10 protein-coding genes are annotated in these 14,351 nt (G+C 60.7%); 6 read left to right on the top strand and 4 right to left on the bottom strand.

Annotated features, from left to right (window positions below):
• Positions 1-145: 145 nt before the first annotated feature.
• The 3 genes from VGL22_RS09985 to VGL22_RS09995 all read left to right on the top strand — a co-directional run bounded on the left by VGL22_RS09985 (position 146) and on the right by VGL22_RS09995 (position 2,495).
• A complete protein-coding gene (locus VGL22_RS09985; protein WP_465266767.1) occupies positions 146-763 on the top strand; it encodes an HD domain-containing protein in 618 nt (205 codons plus the stop codon).
• Positions 764-781: 18 nt separating this feature from the next.
• A complete protein-coding gene (locus VGL22_RS09990; protein WP_465266768.1) occupies positions 782-1,054 on the top strand; it encodes a hypothetical protein in 273 nt (90 codons plus the stop codon).
• Between the two features lie 181 nt (positions 1,055-1,235).
• On the top strand, positions 1,236-2,495 hold the full coding sequence (locus VGL22_RS09995) for a lactonase family protein (RefSeq protein ID WP_465266769.1): 1,260 nt from the start codon (positions 1,236-1,238) through the stop codon (positions 2,493-2,495).
• Positions 2,496-2,836: 341 nt separating this feature from the next.
• Here the strand turns inward: VGL22_RS09995 and VGL22_RS10000 are convergent, their stop codons facing one another.
• The 3 genes from VGL22_RS10000 to ygfZ form a co-directional block, all read right to left on the bottom strand.
• Positions 2,837-4,036, bottom strand: coding sequence for a tetratricopeptide repeat protein (locus tag VGL22_RS10000; protein ID WP_465266770.1), 1,200 nt, complete (start codon positions 4,034-4,036; stop codon positions 2,837-2,839).
• Between the two features lie 113 nt (positions 4,037-4,149).
• On the bottom strand, positions 4,150-4,800 hold the full coding sequence (locus VGL22_RS10005) for a DUF1844 domain-containing protein (RefSeq protein WP_465266771.1): 651 nt from the start codon (positions 4,798-4,800) through the stop codon (positions 4,150-4,152).
• A 25-nt stretch (positions 4,801-4,825) separates the two neighbouring features.
• Positions 4,826-5,947, bottom strand: a complete 1,122-nt coding sequence (gene ygfZ, locus VGL22_RS10010; RefSeq protein ID WP_465266772.1) for a CAF17-like 4Fe-4S cluster assembly/insertion protein YgfZ — start codon at positions 5,945-5,947, stop codon at positions 4,826-4,828.
• Positions 5,948-6,076: 129 nt separating this feature from the next.
• On the opposite strand from ygfZ, the gene VGL22_RS10015 reads away from it, so the two are divergent.
• Positions 6,077-7,777, top strand: coding sequence for a hypothetical protein (locus tag VGL22_RS10015; RefSeq protein ID WP_465266773.1), 1,701 nt, complete (start codon positions 6,077-6,079; stop codon positions 7,775-7,777).
• A gap of 404 nt (positions 7,778-8,181) precedes the next feature.
• On the opposite strand, the gene VGL22_RS10020 is transcribed toward VGL22_RS10015, so the two are convergent.
• Positions 8,182-8,913, bottom strand: a complete 732-nt coding sequence (locus tag VGL22_RS10020) for an SDR family NAD(P)-dependent oxidoreductase (protein WP_465266774.1) — start codon at positions 8,911-8,913, stop codon at positions 8,182-8,184.
• Positions 8,914-9,143: 230 nt separating this feature from the next.
• Here VGL22_RS10020 and VGL22_RS10025 point away from each other — a divergent pair, with 230 nt between their 5' ends.
• Complete coding sequence (locus VGL22_RS10025) at positions 9,144-10,391, top strand: DUF5009 domain-containing protein (RefSeq protein WP_465266775.1); 1,248 nt, start codon at positions 9,144-9,146, stop codon at positions 10,389-10,391.
• Positions 10,392-10,643: 252 nt separating this feature from the next.
• Positions 10,644-14,333: a TonB-dependent receptor gene (locus VGL22_RS10030; protein ID WP_465266776.1), complete on the top strand. Its 3,690-nt coding sequence runs from the start codon at positions 10,644-10,646 to the stop codon at positions 14,331-14,333.
• Positions 14,334-14,351 lie beyond the last annotated feature (18 nt).

The following is a 14,351-nucleotide window of genomic DNA, read 5'->3' on the forward strand; positions in this document are numbered from 1 at the left end:
TCTTTGGGAAGACCTGCAGTTGCAGGCGGCGCGGTTTGGGCAGACAGAATGGAAGTTGCTGTCAGCGTGAAGAGAGCAAGAATGTGGAAACGCATATAGGTATTTTTCAAAGAGTAACATGAGGGCTGCGGGAGAAAGGGACCTTATGAATGCGGCGGCTCGACCTCTCTTTCTGAGTTCAAGATTCACGCAGGCCGTCGACTATGCACGCATCCTGCATATCGAGGCGCGCAAGGGAAGCGACATTCCTTACATGTCGCACCTGCTGGGAGTGGCGTCGCTGGTGATGGGTGAAAACGGTCACGCGCCCGTGCCGGTGACGGAGGATATGGCTATTGCGGCTGTCTTGCACGATGCCGTGGAAGACCATGGCGGCATGCTGCGCCTGCGCGACGTCGAGCATAACTTCGGCGCGGAGGTGGCGCGCATGGTCGCAGGTCTTTCTGACAGCTTTGTCGAAGGCGCTAATCAGAAGGCGCCCTGGGCGGAGCGCAAGGCCGGTTATGTGGAGCGGCTGGGCAGTGAACCGCTCGATGTGCAGCTCATCTCCGCGGCCGATAAGCTTTACAACGCGCGCACCATTCTGAGCGACCACCGCGGGATCGGCGCACGCGTGTGGGAGCGCTTCAAGCGCGGCCGCGACGAGCAGCTCTGGTATTACCGTGAGCTGCTGCGGGTTTTCAAAGCGCAGCCATCGAACCGCATTGTTGAGGAGTTCGCCCGTGTGGTGGCCGAGCTTGAAAGCGTTACGGCCCATGACTGAGCAGGAGGGATCCCGGCCATGATGCGGTGGGTTCGCATGATCCTGCTGGGCCTTGTGGCGTTTGCCGTGGTCACGTTTGGGGTGGACTGGCTGGTATTCAAGGTGACCGGCTCGCCCCGCTCCCGATACACCGTCAACTACTTCGTCTCCGCTCCGCTCAAGAACAGCAAGGAGGAGATCGATTACGTCGGTTCAAGAGACGTCTCGTGCTCGCTCACTGCGTATCCGCAGGAAGGGTTCCCGCCGTGCTGGTATCTGCGGCGCCATATCAATCAGACCACCACCTACTGAGCCGGGCACGGTGGTAACTGCGCGGGTCATCATTTCTCATACCTCATTGCAAGATTTCGCATCTTATCCGGATAGATTGCTGGGCTCGCCGCTCCGCCTCCCATAACTCAATCGCGGCAAGAGCTCCCTTAAGATTTCGTTCGGCGGAACCCTGGCTCAAGCGTCCGTGGAGTAACCCTCAATGATGCGCAACCTGTTTACCACAAGCCTGTGCGCAGGCCTGTGCACCGCAAGTGTGTCTGCACAGGCCCCCTCCAATCGGCCGGCCGATGGGCCCGCAAACAGCGCTGACTCGGTTCCCGCTGCCTACGTTTATGTCTCCGCAAGCGCCGGCCAATCGAACCGTGCGCAGGTTTATGCGTTCGCCGCGACTGCGCGTGGCAGGCTCAACGCTGTATCCGGCTCGCCTTATCCCTACAACGTGACCTATTTAGCCACCAATGGCCTTTACCTGTTTGGCTCAGACGCATCCGGCACTTACATCCACGCTTATCAAATCGATCGGGAGGGAACGCTTCGGCGCGCTGCCTCCACCAGCGTGATCCAGGCGAAGAATGGCTGTGACAGCGCGGGGGCGCTGTTCCTAGACCACACCGGGGCCACGGTTTACAACGTCGACTACTATGGCGGTCATTGCTCTGAGACGGTCTACCAGGCCTTTGCCGTAGAGAAGACGACGGGCAGCCTGCAACTGGTGGACCAGGCGCCGGTTGGCGTTACCGGCTCTATCCTGAGCTTTGCCGCGAACAACAGCTACGCCTATGGCGCGGACTGCGGGCGGTCCAACCCATCCATCTACGGATACATCCGCAGGGGAGATGGTTCCCTGGCTCGGATTGACAGCCGTGTTCCGATTCCGGCCGGCAATCCTGCCCAGCGGTGGTGCCCGCGGCAGGCCGCGACCGACGCCATGAATCACATTGTTATCGCGATGTATCCGGAATCGCGAACGGAATCGGGAGCGGAAGGTGGTCCGTATCAACTGGCCACTTACACGCAAAGCGAAGATGGTGGGCTGACAACCTCAAGCACCGCGGAGAACATGCCGAGGGTGGCTGTGGGCGAGGTTACGGATCTTTACACGTCGCCTTCCGGCAAGCTGCTCGCGGTGGCCGGAACCAACGGTCTGCAGCTGTTTCAATTCAACGGCGCCGGTCCGATCACCGCCATCACCGGCCTGCTCACGCGGCAAGAAGTCGACCAGATGTTCTGGGACAGGGACGATCACCTCTATGCGATCAGCCAGTCGGCGGGAAAGCTCTGGGTGTTCACGGTATCGCCGGATTCGGTGGTGGCGGCTGCCGGCTCGCCGTATGCGGTTCCAGGCGCGCTGAACCTGGTGGTGCAGCCCTCGCCGGTTCCGTGGGGCACCTCGGAAGCCCGCATCGCAGGCCCGGCTGACCACGCCGAGGCCCCCGGAGCCATTGCGGCCGCGCAGTAGCCACGCCGATACATGCACCCGGCGTTATCACGCGCAGGTGTGACCCAGCGCAGCTTGATTGAGCCGCCCATCGTGACGAGGGTCACGATGGGCGCGTTCTTTCCGTCATAGGATCAAGAAACCCTTGCGGAAAGAAGGCGCTATGTACAACCGCACGCAAAACGAAAATGGAACCTACAACACCCGCTGCCTGTTTTGCTTCATGACGGTAGCTTCGGATGTGGAGTCAGACCAGGAACTCGACAGGCTGGAAACACGGCACGTGTGCCCTGAGCGGGCATTGGCCGAACTCGTGGCTCGCGGCAGCCAGACTCGCCCGTTCCGCCGCGCACTCAGGTTCGTTAAGGATTGGGCACCGGGGTTGGCGGAGCGCTGTCCTGAGGAGGCCGCTGCTTGCCTTTAGCAATCTTTGTGTACAGGTCTTCGTCCACTGCCTTTGTAAGCGTACTGGCCTTGTCAAATTCGACTTTGGCCTCATCCTTCCTGCCCATGGCGCGATAAAGCCTTCCCAGCCGCCAGTGCACGTTGACTTCATCGTCCTTCACTTTTGCGGCGGCCTGCAGTTCGCGCAATGCATCTTCATTGCGACCGGCATCGGAGTCGATGATGCCCAGATCAAGGTTCGCCAGCCACAGCGATGCATCCAGCTCAATTGCCCTGGCAAGCAGAGGACGGGCTTCTTCCGCCTTGTTCAATTGCAGGAGGGTATCTCCCAGGTACATCAGGGACTGGACGTGAACCGGATCGTTGGCCAGCTCCGCCTGAAATTCGGCAGAGGCCTCTGCATATTGCTTTTGTGTCCACAACAGGTAGCCGAGCCCGAAGTGCACATTGGGCTCTTTGGGGTTCGCCTTCACGGCAGCGCGAAACATTCTGGTGGCCCCATCGTTGTCCTTCATCTCGTCGAGAGCTTCGCCGGCCAGCATGTCGGCTTCGGCCGATTCCGCGTTGAGGTCGAGAATCTCGTGATAGACATCCATCACGCACTGGTTCTGCCTGGTCCACAAGCAACTGTGCGCCAGGGCGAGGCGCAAGGGAAGATTCTGCGCGTCGTGAGCAGCCCCCTGTTTCAGGTAAGGGATGGCCTCTGTGTACTCGCCGAGCCCGTAATGAGACATGCCCAGCAGAATGGTGAGGCGCTGTGCTTCGGGCGCATCCGGCGGCGCAGCTTTCAGCAGCGTGGAGAACTCCGGGATCGCCTCTTTGAACTGACCGTTCTTGAAGAGCGCGAGGGCCAGGTTCAGGCGTAATCCCGGGACCTTGGGATTGAGCGCCAACGCCTTCCTGTAAAGCGGAATGGCTTCCTTGAAGTGCTCCTGCCGGGCTTCGAGCAACGCGATGCGCGCATAGGGCTCGGGATTGGATGGATACGTATGCGACAGCGACTGCCAGGCCGCCTCAGCTTGATCGAAACTCTTCTGCTGTTCGAGGACCAGCGCCTGCTGACGGTGGCTCGAATAGGAGCTCTGCTGGCCCGCTGCGACGGCGGTGACAGCCAGCAGGACGGCTCCCGCTCCGAGTTGAATGGCCGGCTTCATCATCCCTTGGCAGACAACAGCACTTGCGCCCAGTGGAAACTATCGCACATCCGTTTGTTGGACGCATCCGCACGATCGAGGCACCGGGTGCCAGGGTCGCCAGGAGCCCGTCGGCATCAGCGCTTGGGGAGGGGGGGTGGGGGTGGGGCGCCGACGCCGGCCATGGAGATCATGCTGGTGAGCTCGAGAAAGGCCATGCGGGCTTCAAAAAGGACGCTGTCGAGCATGCGGGCTTCCGCTTCGGTGAGGTTGCCGCCGGTTTTTTCCTGGAGGACGCCGAGGAGGTCGATGGTTTGTTTGGCGCCGAGGATGTCGACGCGGGGGCGTTGGCCTTCCTGGGTACCGGCGCCCATCTGGATCATGGAGGACAGGTAAAGCTGCTGGATGAGGTGCTCGAGGGTGACGGGTGGCTGGGCGCCGGCGCCAGGGTTCTGAGCGCGGACGATGTCCTCAAGCCGCTGGGAGGCGCCTTCATAGGCGGTCTTTTGTTCCTCACTTTCTTCAGCCGTGGGCGCGGGAGGCATGGCGCCTTCGGGGGCGCCGGCGAACTCGTCGTCATCGGGCGCGGCGGGAGGGGCGGGGGGTGGTGTGACCAGGCGCGGGCCGCCGCCGGATTTTTCCGGGGCTTTCTCGGGTTCGGGGGCGGGGGTAGGGTCGGCTTTTGCTTCCGGCTCGGGCGCAGTGGGCTGCTGAGCGGATGCGCGCTCTTCTTCTTCAGCCTTGTACTTGCGGCGATCGATGATTTCGAATTTTGGCGTATCGCTCATGGACTTTCGTCACCTTTATTTCGTTTTAGAAGGTGGGGGGCGCGGCCATAAGGCGAGCCGTGCCGGAGGCCTCGGGGGCCGAGTAGTTCATCGGTTTGTTGGCCAGCTCAGCCTCAGCGCGGAGCATGGCGAGGGCGAGCCGGCGGGGGCCGTTTGCAAGGGGAAGCTCGGCGGCGGAGGTGATGTGGCCGACCGCGGCGCCGTTGAGGGTGAGTTCCGTACCGGAGGGGGGTGGGGGTCCGTCGAGCTCGAGCTGGCGGAGATGGCGGTGGACGGCGCCGCGGCTGCGGATACGTTCCACGATCTCCTGCCCGAGGTAGCAGCCCTTGCTGAAGTGCAGGGCGCGTTCAGTCTGGGAGGTTTCCTGGGGCAGGTCTTTCTCGACGAGGTCGATGCCGTACGCGGGAATGCCCTCGGCGATGCGGAACTTCTCGAGGGACTCGAAGCCGACGGGGACGGCGCCTCCGGTGATGAGGAACTTCCAGAGTTTGGGGACCAGGGAGGTAGTGGTCCAGATGAGGTAGTGGTCCGACAGGGTGCCGTAGCCGCGGCGGATGCGCAGGCTGAGGCCATTGAAGTCGGCGCGGGTGTGGGTTTTGGGCTCGGGGAGGGAGGGCAGGCCGAGGCGGGCGAGGACTTCGCCGGCGCGGCGGCCGGTGAGTCCAATGGCGGTTTCATCCTGGCGGGGGACGAGCTCGACGTCGTCCATGATGATGTAGTGGTCGAAGTGGGAGAGGAGGCGCTCGGCCTGATCCTGGGCGATTTCGAGCTCCAGCTTGTCCTGGTCCGAGGCCGGATCGACATCCTTGTTGCGCCAGACGGTGAGGTCGCCCTGGATGCGTCCCTGGGCATTGAGGACGAGGCCGTAGTTGCCGTGCGCGGGTCCGAGGTCGTTGACGGTGTTGGTGACCATGCCGCTGAGCCAGCGGAAGCGGTCTTCGCCGCGGACTTCAATGCGGCGGAGCCATCCCAGGTCGTGGAGGGCGGCGCCGGAAGTAAGTGCCGCTATTTCTGTCTCGGGCACGTCCAACTGAGCAGGCGAGAGGACGGCGTGAAACGGCGCGGTGCGCGGATGCGAATCCCCTGACTCAAGCCAAGCTGTAAGGGGTGTGGCCGTTGGGGTCGCGGCAAGGGTGAGGTCGGTCATGAAGGAGTTCCGATAAAGGCAGGGCGGATTAACAGTAGCGATCTCTCCGCGCCGGCGCATCCTAATTATAGCCTTCAGAGCGGGTGCGGCTGGGCGGGGTGCAGGCACGTATAGAGTAAGGAGTATCGAATGAAGAAGCAGTTTGGAGCGGTGGCAAAGGGCGCGCTGGAGGGGATGCTGGCGGGAGCCCTGGCTGCGGGTTTGGCACTGGCGATGGCGGTGGGCGGGGCTGGAAGGCTGGCGGCCCAGGAGGCTCCGCAGACCGCACCCGCAGGGCAGACGCCGGCTCCGCCGGTGAAGCCGGGGGACAGCGGTCCTGTGAAGGAACACGAGAAGGACCAGCCCGCAAATAAGCCTGAGACGCACATTACGCCCGACCAGGCGAAGGAGTTGTTTGCGCTGGTGGATCAGCTGATGAAGTTCTCGTCAGAGGAGACAGGGTTGCCGATCAAGGCAGAGGTGAAGCGGCAGTTGACCAGCCGCGCCCAGGTAGAGGGCTACCTGAAGGAGAAGTTTGGCGAGGACGAGAGCGCCAAGCGGCTGCAGCGGGGCGAAATTGTGCTGAAGAAGTTTGGTCTGCTGGATCACGATTTCGATCTGCAGCCATTCCTGCTGGCTCTGCTGAAGGAGCAGATCGAGGCGTATTACGACTCGAAGGCCAAAACTGTGAACATGCTGGACTGGGTGAGCGTGGACGAGCAGAAGCCGGTGCTGGCACACGAGCTGACGCATGCGCTCCAGGACCAGCACGTGAACCTGGAGAAGTGGAGCGACCAGACGCCGGACGAGGTATCGACCAACTACAAGGAAGATGTGGACCATCTGGCCAAGGACGAGATGGATACGGCGCGCGAGGCGGTGACGGAGGGGCAGGCCACGGCGGTGATGATGGACAACATTCTGAAGCCGATGGGGAAGAGCCTGGTGAAGGATCCCGAGGTGGTGGAGTTCATCAAGCAGCAGATGGCGGGGTCGTCAGACTCGCCGGTGATGGCGCGGGCGCCGCTGCTGCTTTCGGAGTCGCTGCTGTTTCCGTACCGGGAGGGGCTGAGTTTCGAGCAGGACGTGTGGATGGACAAGGGTAAGGACGCTGCATTTGCGGGTGCGCTGGACCGGCCGCCGAGCTCGACGTGGGAGATTATCAATCCGCGGGAGTTTGAGAAGGCCCAGGTGCCGGTGGTGCCGCTGCTGCCGGACATCCACACCGTGGTGGACAGGGAATACAAGCCATACGACATTGGGCAGGTGGGCGAGCTGGATCTGCACATCCTGTCACAGTTGTTTGGCGGCGAGTCCGCTGCGCGCAATCTCACGCCGGCGTGGGATGGAGGCATCTACTGGGCCGGGCAGCGGTTGAGCGCGAAGACGCCGGAGCAGCAGGCGGACACGAAGTCGATCTCGCTGTTCTATTTGTCATCATGGCGGTCAGCGCAGGCGGCGACGGCTTTTGCGAAGCTGTATGCGGAGTCGCTGGGTCGGAAGTACTCGGGGCTCAAGAAAGACGTGTCGGCACAGGGAACAACGCCGGCGGAAGCTCCTTCCGGGACGGTGGAGCAGGTGTTCACGACGAACGAAGGACCGGTGACCATCACTACGCGAGGCAAGCTGGTGTTTGTGGCGGAGAGCTTCGATTTGCCGATGGCGCGAAAGCTGGCGCAGATGGTGCTGGACGCGCAGGGGACGGGGGATCTGAAGCAGGCGCGGATGGTTGTGCCTTCGACGATGCCGGGCGGTGGTGCGCGGACGCTGAGCGGCGGGCTGGTGAAGCTGTTTGCGGAGAGCGGCGTGATGAAGGCGGCGGTGGACGCGGGGTTGAAGGCAGCGCGGTAGCTGGTTGATCAAAAAGGGCGGGCGCACCGAGACAAACCCGGTGCGCCCGTTTTGTTTCACTGTGGCTGCCGGCCACTGACGCGTCAGGGTGCAGCGCTATCCGCTACAACATGGGAGCGATCGGCTGTCAATTCAGGAGCTTCATGTAGGCGACTATGTCCGCCGGTCCTGGGGCGTGAGTATGACCGGGTCCGGAAGCGTAAGGAAGAAGCGCGCGTAATGAGCGACTACATCTTCCAGAGTTTTCGCGGAATTGTCGTGGAAGCAGGGTGCGGTATTTTTGACGCCTTACAAGATGGGTCCTTGAATGAGTTCAAGTCGGAGGCAGGTCCTGGCTGGTCGATTGCATTCCATGAGCGTGATCCGGGCCAGCCGGGTTGCGTGGGGAGCGAGGTGGGATTCCGTTAGATCTGGGCTGTTCCGCCGTCGACGAAGAGTTCGATTCCATTGACGAAGCTGGCATCGTCGGAGGCGAGAAATGTTGCCGCTCCGGCGATCTCTTCAGGACGGCCCATGGTGCCGCGGGGGATAGCCGCGGCGAGAGCTTTTCTGCCCTCGTCGCCGAAGGGCTCGAGTGCGGGGGTGTCGATGGTTCCGGGGCTGAGGACGTTGACGCGAATGCCGCGGCCTTTCAGCTCCACGAGCCATGTGCGGGCAAAGGAGCGTACTGCGGCCTTGCTGGCCGAATAGACACCGAAGCGGGGGAAGCCCTTGATGCCGGCGATGGATCCATTAAGGATGATGGAGCCGTTTTGATTGAACAGCGGCAGGGCCTTCTGGACGGTAAACAGGGTGCCGCGGACATTGGTATTGAAGGTTGAGTCGAAGTGTTCTTCGGTCACTTCTTCAACGGAGGCGAAGGAGCCCTCACCGGCGCTGGCGAAGAGGATGTCGATGCTGCCTTTTTCCTTCTTCACTGTTTCGTAGAGGCGGTCAAGGTCAGGGAGTCTGGAGGAGTCCGCCTGCACGCCGGTGACGTTTCCGCCGACTTCCTTCACGGCTTTGTCGAGGCGCTGCTGGTTGCGGCCGGTGATGAAGACATATGCGCCCTCTTCAACAAAACGTTTGGCGGTGGCGAGCGCCATGCCTGAGGTGGCGGCGGTGATGAGTGCGACTTTACCGTTGAGCTTGCCCATGGAGGATTCCTCTTCCGCGCGCCGGGGTGAAACTTGCCGCGCGCTCTCTGAATACAGATAACGAAGAGGAGCGGAAAGATTCAGGGGCATGCGGAAAGGGGATGGGCCGGGTACCTGGACTGCGGGGCCCGCTGGTATGGGAGTATAGGAGGGATAGCACGGAAGCTCGGCCCCATGCTGCTTTGTAATTGATGGGCTAAGCAAAGGCTCGGTGCGAAAAGCGGAGTCAAGTGACTACTCAAATAGACGCTCCAATCAAATCAGTCGCAACACGTACGGCCACTACGCGGCTGGCTTCCATCGACATCCTGCGTGGGCTGACGATGACGGTGATGATTTTTGTCAACGAGCTGGCGGGAGTGAAGGGACTTCCCTGGTGGAATTACCACATGAAGGCCGATGTGGACGCCATGACGTACGTCGACATGGTCTTCCCGTTTTTCCTCTTCATTGTGGGCCTGTCAATGCCGCTGGCGATAGCGGGGCGCTTGCGGCGCAACCCGTCGCTGCCGGCGCTGTGGATGCACGTGGCCGTTCGAACCGCAGCCCTAATGGTTCTGGGGTTGATTCTGGCCAATGCGGATGGGGGCGACGCGGGCAGAATGATGCTGCCCCCTGCCCTTTGGGCTATCGTCGCACTGATGGGCGCGGCGCTCTTCCTGAACGAATACGGCGAGTCGCCGCGTTATGCCACTCTGCATCGCTGGTTGCGGGTGGTTGGGTTTGCGCTCGTTGTCGTCATGTTCGCAATCTTCCGCCACGCGCAGGGGCGCGCCGGGTGGCGCGAGAGCGGCAGCTGGCTGCATTTTTCTTATCCTGAAATCCTTGGGCTGATCGGCTATACGTATCTGGCCGTCGCTCTGCTGTACATACCGACACGGCGGTGGCTGTGGGCTCCCTTCGCGTGGTTCGCGATGATGGCGACGTTGAACGCGGTTACGGCAGCGAGATGGGTTACGTTTCCGCAGCGAATTCCCTACTACTTTTGGCCATTCAGCAATGGCGCAATGGCGAGCATCATGTTCGCCGGGATTGTTACGTCGGTCATCTTCCTTGGCGCGCATCGCTGGCAATCGCCGGCGCGGAAGACAGTGCTGGGGATTTCGTTCGGTGTTCTGTCACTGGTTGCTGGATGGCTGCTCACGCCGCTTGGCATTTCCAAGATCAGGGCCACGCCGACGTGGAGTCTCTACAGTGTTGGGGCTGCGGTTCTGCTTTTCACCGCGCTGTACTGGATATGCGATATCTACGGAAAGACGCGATGGGCTTTTTTCGCGCGTCCGGCGGGTTCAAACACCTTGACGACCTATCTGCTTCCGGACTTGTGGTACTACATTCTCGCGGCGGCCGGCATTCATTATTTCGAGACGCGCTTCGGTTACGGTTGGGCGGGCGTTTCTTATTGTGTGGTGTTCACGGCATTCATTCTGTCTGTCAGCGCCCTGCTGACGCGCGGGGGAATCCGGTTGCGTCTCTGAAGGAATGCGCTGAACCATTGTGCCCGCGGCAAGGTCGGGCTCGGTTGCGCAGCACAACTCCTCCGGATTGAACGGAGGCCTGGACAATCGTTGAACACTTTGGGGAAGCTCCGGGGTATAGTGTCAGGTATTGTTTTGGCGTGGGTTTGAAGAGGACGAGATCGCGCGAAGGCGATGGCTGGACTCGAAGCCGCCCCGGACCGCGAAGACCCGCAAGAACCCGCGGTAAGTTCCTGGTGACACGGAGGAAACGTGAGGAGACGCTTCTTTTCCGGGCTGGAACCAAAGGGCCCGTGGCAATTCTGTTGGATGGCGCTGGTGGCATGCCTGCTGGGAATGGCGGTTGGATCGCGGGCTCAAAGCTACTTCGGAACTGTGACCGGGGTGGTGGCGGATCCGACCGGGGCGGTGATTCCCGGGGTGAAACTCACCCTCACGGATCAAAATAAAGGTTACGCCTTTAACGCCACCTCGGATAAGTCCGGGCGCTATCTCTATCGGTCTGTGCCTCCGGGATTGTACTCGGTAAGCGCGGAGATGACGGGTTTTGAGAAGACGGTGCGCACCGATATCCGCGTGGACGTAAACGTGAACGCGACCGCGGACCTGAGTCTCAAGGTGTCTGGTTCTTCCGAGACCGTCCAGGTGAACGCGCAGACCCAGTTGCTGGACGCGGAGGATGCGACCACCGGCCTGGTTGTAGACCGCAAATTCATCAACGATCTTCCGCTCATCGACCGCAACGTGATGGATTTGACTATGCTGACGCCGGGGGTAACGGAGGCTGACGATCAGTGCGTAGGCTGCGGCGGGACCAACTTTGTTTCCAATGGCAGCCGCAATGCTACCGCCGACATTCTGATGGATGGGGCAACGATTACCAACTTTGAGCCGAACGGCGGCGTCACGGAGATGACTTATACGCCGTCATCCGAGGCGGTGGATGAGTTCCGCGTGGAGCAGTCAAACTTCAGCGCCGAGTATGGGTTTTCAGGGGCTTCAGTAGTTAACATGATCACGCGTTCCGGCACCAATTCTTTTCATGGCAGCGCGTACGACTTTATCCGCAACAAGATTGCCGATGCCAACAGCTGGTTCGGCAATTTGAATGGAGATCCGCTTCCCTCCGTGCACCGCAACAACTTTGGCGGCACGATTGGGGGACCTATCTTCAAGAACAAGACATTTTTCTTTTTCGATTACGACGGCACGCGGGCGAGCAATCTGGGCACCTACCAGGCCGGCGTTCCCTCGGACGCCGAGCGCAATGGCGACTTTGGCGAGGTGTGCGCTGCGCAGGGCGGGACCTTTGATGACACCGGTATGTGCACGGTGGCGCAGGGTCAGATCTGGGATCCCTTCAGCGGAACTTATCAGCAGGTGGAGGGGTATGGGTCAGGAGCGGTGCGGAGCGCTTTCATTCCCTATAACAACATCGCCGCGTATTCCAGTCCGGGGAGCCCGAATCCGGACTTACCGGCCTCGCTTCAGCCGCCGGCAGGTCCCGGCAACCTGATCGATCCGGTGGCTCAAAAGATGATGCAGATGTTTCCGGAGCCTTCGGCCACGGCGGGGAATCCGACAATCTACAACAACTGGTCGGCGGCCGGCGCGAGCCACTATCCCAACGACCAGTTCGACGTCAAGATTGACCACCGCTTCAGTCAGAAGAACCTGATAAGCGGGAAGTATTCGCATCAGTGGAGCGCGTCTACCTCTTATAACTGCTTCAAAAACTTTGTCGATCCATGCGCAGGTGGCCCTAACCGCAGCACCGCAAATCTGTTTACGCTGAATGACACGCACACGTTTACCAATACGTTGATTCTGGCGGCGACTTTGGGGTTCACGCGGGGAGCGTTCCGGCAGAGCGCTTACAACGGGGAGGGAGGAGTGACCGACCCGCTCGGTACCCTCGGGTTCCCGGCGTATTTGAATTCGAACGGATTTGTAGGGGTTCCGGCCATGTTTATCGGCGGCGGGTATTACTCTGCCGGCTACACCAGCATGGGGGGCGATCCTTATGGGAATTACAAGCAAGGGAAGGATTCGGGACAGATAGGTGTGGCGCTCAACAAGGTGTGGGGCGAACAGGATGTGAAGTTCGGATTTGAAGGCCGGCAGCACCAGATGAATTACATACAGACCGAAGCTCCCAACGGCAACTTCAACTTCGATACTTCGGGATCGTCAGGATGTTTCTACGACTTATCGACGTGCGGTGGAGACGCGATGGCCAGCTTCCTGATGGGCCGTTCGAGCAGTAACTACTACGAGATTCAGGATCAGCCCGCAACGCAGGATCGGCAGTATGCCTGGTATGCGCAGGATAACTGGAAGGTCACGCACAAGCTGACTCTCAACTTAGGCTTGCGCTACGAAGTATCGATGCCGAGGACGGAGCGCTACGACCGCCAAAACTGGTTTGACCCGACGGTGAAGTCACCGCTCCAGGTGGCTGGAAATGCGGGATTCACGCGAATTCTGTACGGCGGCGAGGTGTTCGCTGACTCGCATCATCGCAGAATCGTCACTACCGACTGGAGAGACATTCAGCCGCGTTTTGGTTTTGCCTATCAAATTAATTCGCGCACGGTGGTCCGTGGCGGGTATGGCATCTACTATTCGCAGCCTCGCTCCGGGGCGACGGGAGTGCAACCGTATGTGTCGGGAGGTTTCAAGCAAGGCACCAGCGCCATTCTCACTTACAAGAACGATGGCGCAACACCGTACGTGCGCTTGAGCGATCCATTCCCCAGCGGATTGTTGAAGCCGCCGGGATCCACGCTCGGGTTGAGCACGGATCTGGGCTACAGCGCGGCCGGACCACTGCGTAACGTGAACCATACTCCGTATGAGCAGAGCTGGAGCTTCGGGTTTGAGCGGCAGATTCCCGCAAACGTGTTGATCAGCGCGATTTACGCCGGCAAGAAGGGCACCCATCTTTATTTTTCCGGGGCTAACTGGATTAACCACCTGGGGGTGGAGGCGGAAAGTCTATCGAGCGACGACAAGGACGCACTTACAAACTATGTCGACAACCCTTTTGTGGGAGCGATCACCGATCCCGGAAGCGATCTCTACTACGATCAAGTGCCGGCCTTCTACCTGCAGCTTCCCTATCCGCAGTTTCCGTGGGGCGTGAGCGTGGATCCGCCGCCGATTGCGAGTTCGATCTATCATGCTCTGCAGGTGACCGCTGAGAAACGTTATTCCAATGGCCTGCAGTTCCTGGTGAGCTACGTGTGGTCGAAATCGATTGACGACGCATCAGCTCCCGACGACAACACGACGTGGCTGGGAAGTTTTACCAGCATTCAGGATCCGAATAAACCGTGGCTCGAGCGGAGTCTTTCGACGTTCGACATTCCCCATGTGCTGCAGTGGACTTATACCTACGATCTGCCGGTGGGCCGGGGGAAGGCGTTTCTCAGCCACGCGCCCGGCTGGGTGGATGCGATTGTGGGCGGATGGAAGACGAACGGGATATGGCGCGTGGCCGCCGGGCGTCCGCTGGCCATGTTCCTAGCGGACGTAAACCCGCTACCGACCTATGGACAGCGGCCCAACATCACGGGCAAGCCGAAGCGCACCGGAGGGCAGGCCTCAGGCAGCCCGACGAGTTGGATCAACCAATACTTCGTCAATCCTGAGGTGTTTGTAAAGCCGGAGCCATACGCGCTGGGCGACGCGCCACGGGCCACGGGCCTGGTGCGGTCGCCCAGGTCTTTCACATCGAACCTGTCGATCAACAAAGACTTTTCGCTCGCCAAAGTCCGAGAAGGGATGAGGTTCGAACTGCGGCTGGAGGCGGAAAATGCACTTAATCATCCGGTGTTCGGAACGCCGAACACGGTGGTCGACGATCCCGAGTTCGGGGTCATCGGTTATACGTCGGTGGGTCCTCGCCAGGTGCAACTCGGAGCCAAGGTGAATTTCTAGACAGGCTGAATGCGAAGG

Source organism: Occallatibacter sp., from assembly GCF_036502485.1.
In the GTDB taxonomy this organism is placed as follows: Bacteria; Acidobacteriota; Terriglobia; order Terriglobales; family Acidobacteriaceae; genus Telmatobacter.